Below are 17,903 nucleotides of genomic sequence, written 5' to 3'. Positions count from 1 at the left end.
AATCCATTAAGGATGCTTTATCTTTAGAATCTTAACTAAGATTTAAAGATGAAGTATTTTTTTTATTCGCTTATAGTATTGGGTTTAATCGCATGTAAAAATGAAGTTGAAGAGCAAAAGGTGGATATCGTTGATGAAATTGCAACGCCTCAACTACATCTAGATCAGGCCAATAATCTTGCGGTATTACCTTTACATTGTATTGAGACAGAGTATCCTAATAAAATGGGGCATGTTACCGCAGCACCAGAAGATCAAAAAAGACCAACAGACCAGCATCCGGTATTTTATGGTTGTTTTGACTGGCACAGTGCAGTACACGGCTATTGGAGCGCTGTGACTTTAATTAAGCAGTTTCCAAAACTTGAAGCTAGAGAAGAATTACTAGCAAAAATAGAACGCAATCTTACCGCAGAGAATGTTGTAGTCGAAATAGCGTACTTAAATACGGAGAATAATAAAACATTTGAACGCACTTACGGATGGGCATGGTTGCTTAAATTACAACAAGAGCTGGACACATGGGAAGATCCTCAAGGACAAGAACTAGCTCAAATTCTAAAACCTTTAAGTGATGTCGTTATAGAGCGATATACAGACTACTTACCTAAACTTAATTATGCCATAAGAGTAGGTGAGCATTCTAACACAGCATTTGGGATGGTATTTGCCTGGGATTATGCCACACATGCTGGTGAACAAGATTTAAAAAATGTAATAGAATCTAAAGCCAAAGATTTTTATCTGAATGACACAGACTGCCCATTATCTTGGGAACCTAGTGGTTATGACTTCCTATCACCATGTCTAGAAGAAATTGATATCATGAGGCGCATTATACCAGCTGCAGATTTTCATCAATGGGTTGCTGCGTTTATACCTAATATTCAACATGGAGATTTAGATATTGAAATAGGACGTGTATCAGATCGTAGTGATGGTAAACTAGTGCATATCGATGGATTGAACTTAAGTCGTGCATGGGTGCTTTATGGCTTAATCAGTCAGTATCCACAGCAATATGCTGCATTACAAGAAACTGCAGATGCACATTTGACCAATACGTTACCTAATCTCGTGGCAGACGATTATGCCGGTGGACACTGGTTGGGTAGTTTTGCTATTTATGCTTTACAAAATGCATCGCATGTTCCAGAAGATCTTTAAAAATATAGGTCCTGGTACTTTAGTAGCTGCGGCTTTTATAGGTCCTGGAACGGTAACCGTATGTACTCTTGCTGGTGCAAACTATGGTTATAGTCTGCTCTGGGCGATGTTGCTTTCTGTTTTTGCGACGATTGTATTACAAGAGATGGCCGCCCGATTAGGGTTGATTACTGGTAAAGGATTACCAGAAATATTGCACAGTACAATTAGCAATAAAATCATTAGAATGGCTATAATTATTCTTGTACTAGCTGCCATTGCGGTAGGTAATGCGGCTTATGAAGCTGGTAATATTTCTGGTGGTGTGCTAGGATTAAATATCATTTTCGGTACACAATGGTATTTTCCGTTACTACTAGGATTAATCGCTTTTTGTTTACTCATTTATGGAAATTATAAAGTATTAGAACGTGTGTTAATCACGCTAGTCGTTATCATGGGAATATCGTTTATAGTCACCGCAATAGCGATAAGACCAGACTTTAATTTGATTTTAAAAGGTTTATTTACTCCTTCTATTAATGAAGGTAATTTGTTAACCATTGTCGGTTTAATAGGTACTACCGTAGTGCCTTATAATCTTTTCTTACATGCATCATTGGTAAGTGAGAAGTGGAATGAAACTACAGATTTAAGTGCCGTTAGAAAAGATACCGTTATAAGTGTCATTTTAGGAGGATTAGTATCTATGTCTATTATTGTAGCTGCAACAGCTTTACAGTCTACAAAAGTCTCTACAGGAGCAGATGTAGCCAAAGCTCTTGAACCGATTTTCGGTTTGGCGTCAACTTACGTATTTTCTATAGGTATTCTAGCAGCCGGAATTACCAGTGCGATTACTGCGCCTCTTGCTGCTGCATATGTAGTAAAAGGTTGTTTAGGCTGGCATGGTAATATGAAAAGTTGGTCTTTTAGAGCGGTATGGATGATTATACTAGCACTAGGAGTGCTATTTTCTAGTATAGGTTTAAAGCCACTAGATATCATCACTTTTGCTCAAATAGCAAATGGATTGTTATTACCCATTATGGCTATTCTATTACTTTGGCTGGTGAATCAGAAGTTTTTAGGTGCTTATCAAAATCGCAGTTGGCAAAATATTATGGCTCTTATCGTTATCGCAATAGCCATTATGTTAGGTGCAAAAACCTTTTTAAAAGTATTTGAAATCATCTAATATGGTCACGATTGATATCAATATGGACCTAGGTGAAGGAATGAATGTTGAAGGACAGGTCATGCCATTTATAAGCTCTTGTAATGTGGCATGTGGTGGTCATTATGGTAATTACGATTCTATAAAAGAGACCTTACTTTTAGCTCAAAAATATAATGTAAAAACAGGAGCACATCCATCTTTTGATGATTTGAAGAATTTTGGTAGGTCACAATTAGATTGGGATGAAGCACGCTTTCGCGAAAGCGTATCTAAACAAATCCAGCAATTCCAGGATGTAGCTTTAGAGCTAGGAATAACCATGAATCATATTAAAATGCATGGTGCCTTATATCATGCCACGGCACACCTTACTGATTATGTAAATTGGACTGTTCAATTAGTTAAAGATAAATATCCTGAGGTTAAATTATATGTGCCACCTGGTAGTCTATTAGAACAAGAGTTAAAGAATCATGGATTATCCTATGATCGAGAGGCATTTGCAGATAGGCGATATGACAATGATGGAAAATTAGTTTCTCGTAATGATGCTAATGCTGTTATTGAAGATGTGTCTAAGCTTGTTAATCAACTATCCATTATGGTTCATGAAAATAAAGTGATTTGCATAGATGAGCATGAAATATTCTTAAATGCCCAAACCTATTGTGTTCATGGAGATAACCTATCGATAGTCCACAATTTTAATGAGGTCATTACCGCATTGAATTTAAATCAAATTAAAATTGGATAGCTTCATTTTATATCATCAATATAATGAGAATAGTCTACTGGTTACTATCGATGTAGATACCAATGTACAGGAATATCGTTCATACATCAGGAGATTAATTAATGATCAATATGGGCATAGGGTTGTATTGAATCAAGGGTTTAATTCTGTTCTCATATTATGGCGTGAAGAGTCTGTAACTCGTACTTTAATCGATGAGGTAAAATTGCTATTAAAAGGCATTACTCCATCACCAGTGCGTGTTATTAATAAATGGAAATTACCGGTTTATTATGATTGTCTTTCGGCAGATATACGAGCAGTATCAAAGTATACAGATTTAAAAGTTGATGAAATAATTAGTCTACATCAACAAGCAGTTTATACAGTTAGTTTTATGGGGTTTTTGCCAGGATTTCCCTATCTCAATGGGTTGCCCGAGTCATTATCCATTCCTCGTAAGGTGACACCATCATTACAGGTTAAAACAGGATCTGTAGCTATTGCGGCAGGAATTTGTGGAATCTACCCACAAAGTAGTCCTGGTGGCTGGTATATATTAGGGAACTGTCCTGTACCACTTTTTAATAGAGAACGAGAACAAGCTTTTTTACTATCTATCAATGATCAAGTTGAATTTTATGAAGTCGATAAATCAACTTTTAAAGATTTAAAGCAGAATACAAGTCATCTAGACATTAATCAATTTAAAAATGGCTAGACTTACAATTCTTAATCCAGGATTTAATTCTACTATTCAAGATATAGGTAGACTAGAATATAGAGCATATGGTGTGCCACATAGTGGTGCTATGGATCAAGATAGCTCGCGTCTCGCAAACCAATTATTAAATAATCAGGAGAGTGATGCGGTAATTGAAATGACTTTATCAGGTGTAGAGATTATCTTTTCAGAACCTACCCAAATAGCAATCACTGGTGCTCATTGCAAGATAATAGTTCAACACTTGGGATATGAAAGTCCATGTGTTATAGCTGTAAAAACGGGAGATGTAGTTCAAATAGGTGCTGCAATGGATGGTAATTTTATTTATTTAGGTATCAAAAATGGATTTCAGACCGAAGTATCTCTAGGTAGTCGTTCATATTATACAGGTATTTTAGATAGCTCATTTCTCAAAAAAGGCGATCACCTTTTATATGATAGCAGTGGTGTTGTCTCAACAGATTTATTCAATGACATGGAATCCAAATGGAATTCAAGTTTAAAGGCATATGTAGGTCCAGAGTTTTATTTACTTTCTAGAAAACAACAAGAACAATTACTAGGTACCTCTTTTACCATTTCAAAACTATGGAATCGTATGGCTTATCAATTAAATGAAATTCTGGTTAATGATCTAGAAGCTATTAAAAGTAGTCCTGTATTACCAGGAACGATTCAGTTAACACCAGACGGTAGATTAATTGTTTTAATGAGAGATGCACAAACTACAGGTGGTTATCCTAGAGTTCTACAACTTACTGAAGAAGCTGTGAATATCATTAGTCAAAAAAGAGTAGGAGAAGCCCTAGATTTTATAATTAAAAATTAATAGATTTTTAAGTTAAACTATATCTAATGCTATTGGAATACTTAAGATTACTTCTTTAATTCGTAGTAACATGCTTAAAAGAAACAATGTCTCAGCAAAAATTTAAATGGCTTCATTTGCCGTCCATTTTATGGGAAAGTGCAAAAAAATGGAACGATGATGATGTGTGGCAATTAAGTGCTAGTGTTGCTTATTATACAATATTAGCACTACCAGGATTGCTAGTCATTATGATTAACATCGTGGGAGCGGTATGGGATACTGAAATTGCCACAGGTAGATTAACCTCTAGCCTTACATCATTAATAGGGTATGATAGTGCCGAAAGTATCAATGGAATTTTACAAGCGGCAAGGCGAGATTCAGACAGTTGGTTTGCAAAAATTGTAGGGATATCGACATTAGTTTTTGCTGCAACAGGTGTCTTTTATCAGCTACAACTTTCTTTAAATAAAATATGGAAGCTCAAAATTAATCCTAAAACACCGTGGTGGAAAATCATTACGGATCGCGTAAAGAGTTTTGGGTTTATTCTCGTTCTTGGGTTTTTAATTTTAATTAGTTTCATTCTATCTGCAGTCATCGGTGTCTTACAGGACTGGATTCAAGTTCATATTGCAGATTATTTAGGACAACTAGCCTTACTGGTCAACTATATCGTTTCTTTGGGGATTATTTCATTTCTATTTGGGTTGATGTTTAGATATTTACCAGATGCAAGACTACAATGGAAAATGGTATGGCCTGGTGCCTTGCTAACAGGAGTTTTATTTGAAACAGGTAAGTTCTTAATGGAAATATATTTTACACAATCCTCGCCAGCTAGTGCTTATGGCGCAGCAGGTCTTATTGTATTATTACTTTTATGGGTGTCTTATTCATCACTGATTCTTTTCTATGGGGCTGAATTTATTAAAATTTATGCTTCTCGTTATGGTAATGGAATCTCACCGAGTTCAAAATCCTTAAAGTATAGAGAAGAGCTTATCATCACGGATAAAGGAGCAGATGTTACCGAGAAAGAAATTGAAGAATTGATAAATTCAGATGATAATCCTATTGTGGATCGCTAGTTCGCTTCCGCGAAAGCGTAATGAACCTAACTGAATAACTCGAGAAAAGCCTGTTTGTATGTCTTAGTTATTGGTACACGGTATTCATCGCCGATCACAACATAACCTTCGTTTTCAAAGGCTCTTACAGCTTTTATATTTACTATGTGAGACTTATGACACTTAAAAAAATAGTCGTCTAGGTAGTCGTTAAATCTACCTAAGCTATAGGAACTGGTAAGAGTTTTACCATCTGCTAGATGTATTTTTGTATAACCTTCATAACCTTCTAGATGTATAATTTCTTCTTGCGGAATGAATGAGATACCTTTTTGGGTAGGAACTTTTAGTTTATGGTCACGATCGATTATCTTATTGAGCAACTCCACAAGATTTGAATTTTGATCTGCGTTCTCTTTTTCTATATTAAAAATTGCTTTTTCTAATGCCTCTTTGAGCTCTGTGTTATCAACGGGTTTGAGTATATAATCAACAGCGTTTTTTTTGATAGCCTCTAAAGCATATTCTCCATAAGCGGTCGAGAAAATGACTTGAGATTTTAGTTCATTAATACTATTTAATAGTTCAAACCCATTAAGACCAGGCATTTGAATGTCTAAAAACAAAATGTCTGTAGCATGTGAATTGATGTAATTTAATGCCATCTTGGGATCCTGAAATGTTGCAATCACATAAACGTTAGGGCATACTTTTTCAATCTTCTTTTTAAGATTTTGTAAAGCAGAGTGCTCGTCATCTACCAGTATAGCTTTATAGGTTTTCATTACTTAATTTTTTTAGATTAAAAATCACTTCATGTCCAGGATATTCAATATCGCTTGATGCTGGTCCTCTTTTTAATTCTATTTCCCATAAACCAGAAGCTTTTAAGTATCTCAAACGATCTTCTAAAACAGATGATGATTTATACCTAACATCATCCTTCTTAAATTTAAACCCTACACCATCATCAATGATATGAATTTGTATTTGTTTTTCATCCAGCTTTACAAATTTAACAATGATCAATCCAGTTACTGATTTATTAAAAATGCCATGATTAACAGCGTTTTCAACAATGGGCTGTAATAACATACTAGGAATGAAATCGTTTAAATTTAAAGTTGGATCTACCTCAATTTGATAATGAAGTTTTTTATTAAAACGTAGAGATTCTAAATCTAAGTAGTTTTTTAATAACTCAATTTCTCTTTTTATAGTGATATGTTGTTCTTTGCTGAGCTCAAAAAATTCTCTTATGAGCCTTGAAAACTTTACAAGATATCGATCTGAAGTTTCAAAATCGTTTTCATTAATGTAATACTGAATGGCTGTTAGAGAATTGAAGACAAAGTGTGGATTCATTTGAGAGCGCAATGCCTTAAGTTGTAATTCTGACAATTTTTGTGCCTGTAATAGATCTTTATTCTTTTTTTCTTCGGATCTTTTAGTTAAAGCTTTTGTTACTAATATGATAAGAGTCACTACAGTTAATAGAGTAATTAAATAGAACCACCAGCTTTGATACCAGCGCGGTTCTAGTTGAAACTTAAAACTCTTATTAATTCCTCCACTGCGCAGTTCTAAATTATACTCGCCTGGGCTTAAATCAGAGAAGGTCAGGTTAGAAGAATTTGCAACGGTCCATTTTTTTTGTGTAGGTAATAACCTGAACTCATAGTACATTTTCTTATTTACTCTATAATCAATATTATTAATGACGAGTTGAAGATCACTATCTGGAATATAAGTTGTGTTGTTATTAAGTTTCAAATCATGGTTTGCATACAGAGCTTTGTCCACATAGATATCTAATAAGCTTTGAGAAGAAATATAATCTATAGGGTAGTGGATGATACCTTGATTAGTAGCAACTAATAACTCATTATTGACTTTCTCAATTCCATTTATTTTATTAGTAGGTAATCCATTTCTATTATTCCACAATTGCTTAAATCGAAATTTTCCATTTAAGTATTTATAATTATAAATTCCTTTATTAGTAGGTATGTAAAGTTCATTTTTTACAATACATGGATTGTTAGATTTTAAAAATTCGCTGCCTTCTAAAAGTTCTATAGTGTTTAAATCAGTTTGATATACACCATATCCACTAGTAGAAACGATCAAAGTTTTATCATTAACGCGAGCGATATCAATTACAGGTTTTTTAAAATTAGTTAAAGACTCAATTCCAATGATTTTATCATTTACTAACTCGTACAGTCCATTAGATCCTCCAAAAATTAATCGGTCATCCATGGTTGTTGAGCATCTCACACCGCTTAAACTATAGGGTTTAATTTTTTCTAAGCTATATGGAGCTATTTTTTTTATACCTACTGTATAGTGACCATAAATGAAGCCTTTATAAAAGGTCATTGATCTTGCTCTCTCATTATCCACGTCAAATTTCAGATTGAGAGAATCATTTTTTATGATTGAAAATATATTCTTCTTTGTTATGAAATGAGAAGTGTTTGTTTCCTTTATATATTCGGCGTCATATAAAAAATCATTACTATCCATGTAAGGTTGAAAAGTATTGGTTTTCTCATTTAATTCATAAAATCCCTTACCACTCACAAGAGCAATTATTTTTTCATTGACTCGTTTAATGTCACTTATTTTAAAATGACTCAGCTCTTTTTTTATGAGTCGTTCATTTAAAGAGTATTTATAAATACCATTTGAAAATGTAGCAATCCATACAGTGTTTTCCTTATCAATGAAGGAGTAATGCGATTTCAATTCAATAGGAATGTGAACAACCTCTATGGCTTTTAATGAATCATCAAGCATTGCAACAACGTGCTCACCAGTTAGCTGTATATTATTGTTTGCTAGATGTAAACGAGAATATTTTAAAAATGGCACGTTTAATTCACTTTCATAGGTATATCTCCTTGTTTCTAAATTATTAAAATTTATAAAACCATAAGAATCGTTGGAGTTACCTACATAAAGTGAATCTGTTAGTTGACCTCTAGAATGGCTGTTAAATGTAAATAATGAATCCTGTAATGGGTGTAAATTATTATCTCTAGTCACTAAATTAAGCCTATCATGATCTAACACGCTTCGTACAATACCTTTATATTTTTTATGGGATAAATAAGATACATTTGAAAAATCCTCATAAAAATTGTAGTTGATTTCCTCCCATTTGAAATCTGAATTAAGTTTATGAGATCTAAAGGTTCCCGATAGTATTAAAGAATCACCGGTAAATCCACTATAGATGGGATCAATACTTACATCCGCCTCTTTATTTACAAAATTATGGACCACGTTATCGAGAATGTATCCCATACTAGTACTTTTTGCGATATACCATAACTTCCCATCGGTAGCAGGGAACACATTCCATATATCATTAGTAGGCAGGCCTTCTTGAGTAGTGAAAACTTTGAAGTCAGTGCCATTATATTTTACGAGACCTTCATCTGTAGCAATCCATATAAAGCCATTTGAATCTTGTGTGATTTTGTAAATATGATTACTAGGTAAACCATCTTTTTCAGAATAATTGGTATAAGATTGTGCAGCGCTCCAGTTAAAGGCGATAAAAAAAGCAACTAGAATCCACGACTTTATCATTCTGTATAAAAATACTATTAAATACTTACTTCTTTACTTAATTTAGATTGCCCACCGTCAGTTGTAAATACTTTAACAGCATAGATGCTTTTATTTTTCTCGCTTTCGCTGAAGCGTAATTTTAACGACCTACCATGTCTCACAAACTGACCATCTTTATTTTTCTTGTAAATCACAAAATAGGTTTCTTTATTTAAGTCTTTATAACTCCAAACTAGAGTGACCTCACCATTTTTAGTAGTAATTCTTAAATCTTCTACAGGTGGTCTAACACCAGTCTTATAGGTTTTACCTTGTACCGGAACTGCATATTCTGATGCATTTTCACTTTCATCGATTGCTTTCATACTATAATAATAAATCGTTCCTTTTTTTACATTTTTATCTATGAAGGTAAGTTGGTCATTTTTTAAAATTTGATATTTTTCCCATGGTGCTTTAAGGTCTGTTTTACGATAGAGAATTTGTTCTTTTACGTCTATACTTTTACTCAAGGCAAACTGTAATTCGATAACATCTTCAGTAGATTTTATTTTTTTAAATACTGGAGTGGTAGGAGCAATTTTATCTGGTCTTTTGACTTTCAAAATTTCTGAAAATTCGGATGTGTTGTGATTAAAATCAAGAGCTTCAACTCTATAATATATATAAGGAGTTAAAGACTTTAAAGTAACGGTATCTTTATATACGGTTTTTACATCTCTACCCATACTATCAATAGATAGAAAACCTTCTTTAATTGCAGAAAATTCATGCTCTGCAGCGTTAGATCTATATAATCTATATCCCATTAAATCCGCCTCTGGGTTTTTCTTAATATCAACAGTAACGACACCAGTGGAATCTATTTTACCTTTAATAAATATAGGTTTACTAGGTGGAATGCTATCAATTAGTGTTACCGCTACAGGAAAAGATGAACTTACATTATTTGCGGTATCAACTGCCTGTACGAGATAGTAATTAGTTTTATCCATCAAGAATGATTTGTCTATAAATTTACGAGCTGTTTGCGGTAATAATTTATCGTGCAGTAAGGTAAATGTACCGTTGTTTTCTTCAGATCTTGATATGGCAAAACCTTTAAAATCTCCAGCAATAGGTGCTTGCATTTCCCACTCGATATGTACCTCATCAGGTTGAGCATGCTGTGGTTGCTTTAAAAAAGGTTGCTGTGGTGGCTTTCTATCGCGAGGCATTCCTGTTACTTCTGCAAACTGTACTCGTTCTCCAAAGAGAGTTTGAGCATAGAAACGATACGTATATTTTTGATAGTTAACTAAACTGTCTTCATCAAATCCAGTACGTTTAGGACCGTCATAGTCGCTACCTCTTATGGCATAAATAGGAGCCTTGTTAAGTTTAACGTTTTTACCATTAATAGTACGTTCTACATCGACACCGCTCAAGTCAGGATGTTCATTCCAGACAAACCCTAGTTCTGTATCACCTGTTTTTATGTAAATTTTATTTTTAAGGGCATCTGAATTATTAATTGCTTTTATACTGAATGGAATAGATTCTATTTTATAAATTGTTGATGGTGCAACTAGTTTAACTCTATAAGTGTAATCAACTCCATTCTCTACAGTCTGGTCCACATAAGAAAACCCTAATCCTTTTGCAGCTTCGGCATTTTTTATAGCGGTAAGTAAAGAGATCATTAGTTGAAAATCTTCAGCTGCTTTTTGATTCTTAAGTTCGCCTATACCGTCATTAAAACTCATCGTACCACCATTATCCTCAAGTACATCTAGATAAAAATCCATAGCAAGTTCTATTTCGTTCATTTTATCTTCATTTGGAGCAGCGTTCATTACTTCTAGCCACTGCGCTTCACTATATGGTGTAGTACGACCTATTTCTACAAAATTTCCTGCGCTACCGTTTGCTCGCTCAATTATAAAACCAGATTTAAATGCAAGTTTCATGGTACTTTTTCTGTCAGGAAAAAATCTTAACTCAACGGTATTATTAATATACCGTCCTTTGGTTTTTATTACGGTAGTCGGTTCTTGTTGCGCTTTCGCGAAAGCGGAAAACAAAAATAAAAAGCTGATAAATATGATCGATAGATATTTTTTCATGTCCTTTATTTAAAATGTTGAAGTACTAGCTGCTACTGCGACCACCGGTCCCGTACTGAATGTTTTAGTGATTGTTTGAGTTACAGGAGTTCCATCGTTTTTAACTGCGGTAACCCAACTGTTTCCTACGTACTCTTTTAATGTTGCTGTTACCGTAAATTTATATCTGCGATTGTACAGTAAATCATTAATTACAGGATCTGGATCTGGTGGTAAGTCGTCATAATCACTGCTAGGTGTTACCGGAAATGAGGTAAGAGAACTAGGTCCAGCAACTTCGGTTGTAGTTGATAAGCCAGATATTCCCATTGCAGGTGAAGAAGTATATACTGAAGCTGCTGGGGCAATTCCTAAAAGCCCAAAACTAGGTGCAGGTGGCATAGCTACTGCAGCTATAGTAGCTGTCATTGTACTTGCTTGTTTAATATATAAGTATTCACCGAGGTTATTTTGTTTTTGTGCTAAGTTTACAAATTCCCAAGCTCCTGTCGTTTCATTTTCAATTTTAAATGATTGAGTTTTTACCATTTTGAAAGTACGCATTTCTACGGTACCGTTTGATTGTTGCTCGCTGACATCAAACGCAACGTCTGGAGTTAAACCAAATTTTGCAATAACAGGCTGCTGTAAAGGGAAATTAGCACCAGGACTGGCTTTTACATAAGTAATTAATGCATTTTGCTGTTCTGCAGCGGCATCTCCTTGTGTCACTGGCGCACCAGAACTCGCACTACCATTGTTACAATAAGTTCCGTATTCAAAAGCTTGATAAAAGTCAAATGAAATAAGATCATCAAAAAGACCTACTTCACCTTCTACCGCACCAGCGGCATAGACTGGTTTTGGAAATTCTCCCGTTATCCAGGCGCCAGCTTTTATAGATGCGATGTTAATATTCCATTTTGTACTTCCGTCCTTTTTATATCTTGTTACTCTAGCACCAGCAGTACCGTACATTCCTAATCCACCTTTTGCTCTATAACCGTTGATACCTAATGGAGTGTATCCACCACAACTACCTACATACTGCATGTAAGAGAGATGTAGTTCTGCTCCAGCGGCTAGATCCCATCCTAAGACATGTTTTTTTTCTCCGCTATTGAATTTTGTGACCTTATATTCTCCACTTTTATCAAACATAAAACCTATTCCCATCGCAAATCCTTTTCCTTGCTCTGTATTACTGCCTACACCACCAGAACCAGTGGTTCCTGCATAAGGATAGTTCCCTACGGCACTGTAATAGTTATTCTTGAATCTCGTCGTAAATCCACCTGGAAATGGGATTTTATTTCCAAACATGAGATATTCATATAAGGAAACTCCACTTATATTAACGGTATTTAAATAATCGGGTTCTCCAAATTTGAAGAACCATTCATTCTTCTTTCCATCAATATCAAGAATCAAGTTCATAGGTGATGGAGTCGTGATAGGTGGTGCATTGACATTTACAGCTGCAGTTAAAATAAATTTCTTGTTTGGAAAATTGTAACTAACACCTACGGCACCATCTATTTTGGCTTTGCTGCGATCTACAATTTTTGCTCCTACAAAGAAGTCTCCGGTAAAAGCAATATTGGTCATACCGCCACTACCAGAAAAGGCAGCCAGTAGTCCTACGTCTGCATTAAAAGTCTCTTCTTTAGGAGTCGTTGCGATAACTGCATTTGCTCTGAAACCTAGTTGATCATACTCTGGTGTGAATATAAAATCACTTCCATCAGGCGTCGCAATCATATTTTGAAAAGCTCCACCGCCAAAACCTCTAAAGGCAATTCCCGGTAAAAATGTAATTCCTGGAGCAGGGAAAGTCGCTGCAGCTTCAACACGCCAGTATCGGTAAGGACTAGTGTGGTTGTAAGTGGTATTTCCGAACTCTGCCAGTGCACTTACTTTAATACCACCAGCTTTGAACTCGGCCTCTAGCGTTCCTAGAAACCCATTGCCATATTCAGGATCATCGGTTCTAAAAGCGAGCATTCCATCTATTTTCACGGCTGCTAAATCTGCAGAGACATGAATTTCATCTATGACTACACCTAATAATTCTGGATCAAAAGTTTTCCCACCACTAGATTTAGTGTCTGTAATGGCTCCTTCTATACCTAATGTTGCTCGTCCTCCTATTTTCTTGGATAGGTTGAAGATCAAATCAAAATTTAATTTACCGCGCATTAATTGATTGCCAGTAGTAGTCATTTGATTGAATTTAATTTCTTCAATCGTCACAGGGAAATTTGCAGCTTTCTTTTGTGGACTTGCAAAAGCCCAGTTTCCTGCATCAAAGGATAATTTATTGCTGGATAAGCTGCTGTCATAATCAAACCCTAGACCTTCAAATCCTAATGCCATATTGATTTGATCTACAGGCCCTACAGTAGCATCTTCCCACGCAAAATCACCATTAAGATCCATGGTAAAGGTTCTTTTATCTTTATCAAAGTAACCTGATAAGTTTGAAGTCTCATCAAGAGTAAATTGTCCGCCACCGAAAAGATCATTCTGTATAGGTTGATCTGGTTCTAGAATTATTTGAAAATTATTATTCAAAGCTGGATCTAAAGGGTTATTAAACAAAGCAGTATATGCAAGTGAGTTATCAATTCCATTTCCTTCATTTACCGGTATAGCGATACGACCTTCAACGCCAGCTTCTACAAAATTACTAGATAGTATTTCTAGATAAATACGATCTACACTAGCAACCATATCACCAACTTCTGCACCGCCGAAAGCGATGAGATTTTCTACCTCAGCAGTTAGTGTGATTCCGGTATCATCTATGATCATGTCATTAATACTCACTTCTATAGGGCCACCACTTGGTGTATTCATTTTATTAGGAGAGAATTTTACCGTTAATTCATCCATATAAAAACCTCTAAAAAGATTGGTAGTTTCACCAGTGTAAATAGGAGGAAAGGACATTCCAGGCGTGTTCATGGTATCAGACATATCCATGGCAATCTCGTCGGCAAGAATAATAAAGTCATGTGCTCCAGAATCTGTAGGTGTACCATTATCTGGATCGGGTATTGTAGCAGATAATATAGATTCTTCAAGATTACCAGTAAGTACTATTCCTTCCCATGCAGTTCCTGCGCCTACTAGGTTTGCGGTTGATTTTTCTGTTCCATCAATTTCATCTATAGGAATTAACCATTCTCTAGTAAAATCTACATCCAGTTCAACAGCATAGTTAGTAATTCCTGAACTGCCCCATTCTATAAAACAACCAGGACTAGTTCCTGGTACTGGAGCTTTAAATGTGAAGGTGATTTTATTATTGACATTTCCTATAGTAATATCTTCAAGTAGTTCTAGTCTTTCTGGTGGCCATACAGGTGCTGCTAGATGAAAGTCTGTATCACAGGCTTTAAATCCTAATACTTGATCTGGATTCACATCTGGCTCAAATTGTTTGATGACTAGTAAATTAAACTCTGATTTTGTAGGTTTAAAAACCATAGAACTTACTGCGATAATATCGCCACCAGGAAATTCAATTCCAAATGGAGCTTCTAAAGGTGCAAGAAAGGGTAGTGCAGGTGTGTACTCAACGATAGCTCCATCTGTGGTTAACCAATCTTGAATATCATCGGCATTATCGTGTCCCATTCCTACACATCCATAAGGATAAGCAGGCGCTGTATCGGCTACTATTACTGTGATTTCTCCAGAAACAAGATTTGCATCTGCGTCTACGGTAATATCGGTAAATTCTACAGCCACGTTTGCGAGTAACCATGGGATATGTGTGATTCCAGTTCCAGAATATGGGCCATCTCCTGAGATGCTGTCTATGACTATTTCAAACTCACCTTGTCCATCCACATGTTCACCTGCAAAAATGCTATCTCCATCAGCGATGTCTCCATCTCCTTCAGCTGCAGTATTTAATGTTAACCATTCTACGGGCACAGGTAAACACTTAGTTACCTCACACGCTTGACCATCGCTTGAAGGGAATAAAGGCGTTATGGTAAAGGTTACACATATTTCAGATGGAATTTGATGATCTTCTGTATCATAAGCATGTGTAAAAGGTCCAGCATTTACTATAGACTCTTCGTCATGGTCTTCGTCCCAATTAATGTTGACTTCCATAGAGTGAGTAGAAAGGCTGTAATTACTATTACAATTTAATAAGTAATCTCTATAAGCCGTAATTCCGCCGAATAAAATTTCTCGAGGTTCCTCGACAGCATCTGGTCTTAATAATGTAAGTGCTGGCTCAGTAAGCGTTGTGTCATCATCACATTCACATTCTTCTGTCCCGTTTATCGTGTTATATGCATCATGTGGTACAGGCACGTCTTGTGTGAAATAACAATCTATCCCAGCATTATCATTTACAATATGAAAAGTTACGGTCACAAATTCTGCTAGTGGTTGATCTGTGTCCTCTAGAACGGTAAACATATGTGTGTTACTAGGGTCATTTATAGCATCTGGTATATGCCATTCATGTGTTACTGTTCCTGTAAAAAAATGTTCTTGATAATTATATTCTGGATGACCATCCATATTTTCCATACCTTCAAATTGTTCATTTGTAGCCATACAATCTATAATGGATTGTAAAGCTGCTGGTGAACCAGGAATAGTGAGTGTATGTTCAGTGCCAGCTCCATTTGCGGTATAGTCCATGGTAAGATCTGGAATAGTCACACTGCTTTTATCTAGACAAGCACATTCTTCTTCACCAGCTTTGTCGTTAACGTCTGAATTATCATCATCTCCTGCGCCTTCATCATATTTTAAATCGTCTAACGCTCTCTGAAATTCTTCTGATAATTCAAGGCAATAAGTTTTCTCGCACACTATAATTTCTCCACGTATTTTTCTTTTAATAGTATAGGTAAGGCAAACTTTTTGTGGTATTTTTCTTTTAACGCAATCTTTAGTATACGTATGGGTTATAGTGCTGTCTTCACCTCTATCAATTTGAGGATCATGAACTTCCTCATAAGTAGGTTCATGATAACCATTATCGTAGCTTACATTTAACTCTACTTCATAATGATTAACTCCAGGATATAATAGTTCTCGTCTAATCTCCTCGGTAAAATCTGCCACATTAAATATTTCAATTTTTAATGGATCAGAGTTTGGATCGCTGTTGATAATACTTACTGCACGTTCAAAATCTCTTTGTGAAGGAAAATCACATTCCTTTAGTTTATCAATTTTATCTTGATCAAAAGTTGAATCTTTAAGCTCCACAGGGACAATTTTTACACAGACCATTCCCGATTTGAGAGAAACGAGTCTAAAGTGAATATTTATTGTAGTAGGAATCGAAAAATTATTATGAATACTTGAATTATAATCATGATATATATCTACGGCGTTTGCTGAAATAATTTCCATAGGATGAACTTGATCCCATTCGATATGAGTAGTCAATTGATAATCCATAGGTTTATATCCACCTACTGTTTGTAACCAATATTTTTGTTGTATAATATTTAATCCAGTCAAATGATATTTATAACTAAGACCGGTATCCATAAATATGATATGATTGCTCAAATTATTTGGGTTCCCTGGATATTCTGGATTAGCATTGCAATTGATTACTTCTGGAATGAATGGGTCTTTATTATTTTTAATAGAATTATCTCCATCTTTATCATCTCCGCTTTCATTACCACTTTTATTATTACTAATAAAATCGTCATTTCCATCACCTTTTTCATCACCGCTTTTATTATTGCCGCGTACGGTAAATACTCCATAATCTACAAAGCCATTATTTTTTTCTCTATAAGTATTTCCTTCTCGAGTCATGGGCTTAATTCCCCAAACATACTGTTGATCCTCATCTGGTGCTGGGATATCTAGTGGCCATATGAATTGCGTCCCGATGGTTACTTCTTCTTCTATAATCGGGTAATTCACACTGAATGCTTGACTAGGCGTTTGTCCAGGCTGCACTTCACTTACGGCAATTAGGTAAGTGATACCAGTCATGGCATCTGGTACAGGAACTAGTGGTGTCCATTGAAACATGAGACTGTTAATCAACAAAGGATCGATCACTTTATCATCTACAGGTGAAAGTAGTTCTGGCATTTGATAATCTGTAATGATCATAGGCCTACAGATTTGTTCTGGTTGCGTTAAACTGCGACCTTCTTGATCTAATAACTCTACACAAAAACTGTAGGAGCCAGGTGGTAACATACCAGTACGAGACACTTTATCTTTAAACTTAGCATCTATAAACTGTACCGCAGTATATGGGATCAACTCATCTGCAAGAAATGTTTCTGTACCTAGATCAGCCGTCATATATGGTACAGATCTATCGGTAGTTAATTTTACATCACCATCTAATAGTAGACTAACTTTAATTTGGTAATCTATAGTCAGACCAGCAACTGGATTAGTCACCGTTAAAATGGCGAGATTATTACGATTTACCCATTCACTTAATTCTGGAGTAGGATTTGAATCTACATTAAGTGTGGCTTGTAATTGTGCTTGAGCCCATTGACAACAGCATGCAAAAACTAATATTAATAATATCTTTTTCATAAT

General features: G+C 35.3%; 10 protein-coding genes. 6 read left to right on the top strand and 4 right to left on the bottom strand.

Annotation, left to right across the window (positions count from 1 at the left end; all coding sequences use genetic code 11):
* Nucleotides 1-48 precede the first annotated feature (48 nt).
* The 6 genes from ACJJVI_RS13035 (at nt 49) to ACJJVI_RS13010 (ending at nt 5,688) form a co-directional block, all read left to right on the top strand.
* Complete coding sequence (locus tag ACJJVI_RS13035; protein ID WP_405352286.1) at nt 49-1,167, top strand: DUF2891 domain-containing protein; 1,119 nt, start codon at nt 49-51, stop codon at nt 1,165-1,167.
* On the top strand, nt 1,148-2,344 hold the full coding sequence (locus tag ACJJVI_RS13030) for an Nramp family divalent metal transporter (RefSeq protein ID WP_405352285.1): 1,197 nt from the start codon (nt 1,148-1,150) through the stop codon (nt 2,342-2,344). Before ACJJVI_RS13035 ends, ACJJVI_RS13030 begins: the two co-directional genes overlap by 20 nt.
* Complete coding sequence (locus ACJJVI_RS13025; protein WP_405352284.1) at nt 2,331-3,080, top strand: LamB/YcsF family protein; 750 nt, start codon at nt 2,331-2,333, stop codon at nt 3,078-3,080. Before ACJJVI_RS13030 ends, ACJJVI_RS13025 begins: the two co-directional genes overlap by 14 nt.
* Nucleotides 3,073-3,780 (top strand): allophanate hydrolase subunit 1, encoded by a 708-nt coding sequence (locus tag ACJJVI_RS13020; protein ID WP_405352283.1) that lies wholly within the window; start codon nt 3,073-3,075, stop codon nt 3,778-3,780. The genes ACJJVI_RS13025 and ACJJVI_RS13020 overlap by 8 nt, the downstream gene beginning before the upstream one ends.
* Entirely contained in the window at nt 3,773-4,615 is an 843-nt protein-coding gene (locus tag ACJJVI_RS13015; RefSeq protein ID WP_405352282.1) for a biotin-dependent carboxyltransferase family protein, read from the top strand. The genes ACJJVI_RS13020 and ACJJVI_RS13015 overlap by 8 nt, the downstream gene beginning before the upstream one ends.
* 86 nt (nt 4,616-4,701) lie before the next feature.
* A complete protein-coding gene (locus ACJJVI_RS13010) occupies nt 4,702-5,688 on the top strand; it encodes a YihY/virulence factor BrkB family protein (protein WP_405352281.1) in 987 nt (328 codons plus the stop codon).
* A 26-nt stretch (nt 5,689-5,714) separates the two neighbouring features.
* Here ACJJVI_RS13010 and ACJJVI_RS13005 read toward each other — a convergent pair whose 3' ends face one another.
* The 4 genes from ACJJVI_RS13005 to ACJJVI_RS12990 are packed head-to-tail and all read right to left on the bottom strand — an operon-like array spanning nt 5,715 to nt 17,900.
* On the bottom strand, nt 5,715-6,452 hold the full coding sequence (locus ACJJVI_RS13005; protein ID WP_405352280.1) for a LytR/AlgR family response regulator transcription factor: 738 nt from the start codon (nt 6,450-6,452) through the stop codon (nt 5,715-5,717).
* Nucleotides 6,439-9,267, bottom strand: coding sequence for a histidine kinase (locus tag ACJJVI_RS13000; protein WP_405352279.1), 2,829 nt, complete (start codon nt 9,265-9,267; stop codon nt 6,439-6,441). Before ACJJVI_RS13000 ends, ACJJVI_RS13005 begins: the two co-directional genes overlap by 14 nt.
* A 17-nt stretch (nt 9,268-9,284) precedes the next feature.
* Nucleotides 9,285-11,354 carry a hypothetical protein gene (locus ACJJVI_RS12995; protein ID WP_348021567.1) on the bottom strand — a complete coding sequence of 690 codons (2,070 nt, stop codon included), beginning with the start codon at nt 11,352-11,354 and terminating at the stop codon, nt 9,285-9,287.
* Nucleotides 11,355-11,363: 9 nt separating this feature from the next.
* The gene (locus ACJJVI_RS12990) at nt 11,364-17,900 is read right to left on the bottom strand and encodes a hypothetical protein (protein WP_405352278.1); all 6,537 of its coding nucleotides are present in this window, start codon (nt 17,898-17,900) and stop codon (nt 11,364-11,366) included.
* Between the last annotated feature and the right edge of the window lie 3 nt (nt 17,901-17,903).

It is taken from the genome of Nonlabens sp. Asnod3-H03 (genome assembly GCF_045063665.1).
Lineage (GTDB): Bacteria > Bacteroidota > Bacteroidia > Flavobacteriales > Flavobacteriaceae > Nonlabens > Nonlabens ulvanivorans.
This window is presented reverse-complemented; position numbering and strand designations above follow the sequence as displayed.

Excerpts from the sequence above, each read along its gene's own strand:
- ACJJVI_RS12995 (WP_348021567.1), bottom strand. The coding sequence starts at position 11,354 with ATGAAAAAATATCTATCGATCATATTTATCAGCTTTTTATTTTTGTTT.
- ACJJVI_RS13035 (WP_405352286.1), top strand. The coding sequence starts at position 49 with ATGAAGTATTTTTTTTATTCGCTTATAGTATTGGGTTTAATCGCATGT.
- ACJJVI_RS13015 (WP_405352282.1), top strand. The coding sequence starts at position 3,773 with ATGGCTAGACTTACAATTCTTAATCCAGGATTTAATTCTACTATTCAA.
- ACJJVI_RS13010 (WP_405352281.1), top strand. The coding sequence starts at position 4,702 with ATGTCTCAGCAAAAATTTAAATGGCTTCATTTGCCGTCCATTTTATGG.
- ACJJVI_RS13030 (WP_405352285.1), top strand. The coding sequence starts at position 1,148 with ATGTTCCAGAAGATCTTTAAAAATATAGGTCCTGGTACTTTAGTAGCT.
- ACJJVI_RS12990 (WP_405352278.1), bottom strand. The coding sequence starts at position 17,900 with ATGAAAAAGATATTATTAATATTAGTTTTTGCATGCTGTTGTCAATGG.
- ACJJVI_RS13000 (WP_405352279.1), bottom strand. The coding sequence starts at position 9,267 with ATGATAAAGTCGTGGATTCTAGTTGCTTTTTTTATCGCCTTTAACTGG.
- ACJJVI_RS13005 (WP_405352280.1), bottom strand. The coding sequence starts at position 6,452 with ATGAAAACCTATAAAGCTATACTGGTAGATGACGAGCACTCTGCTTTA.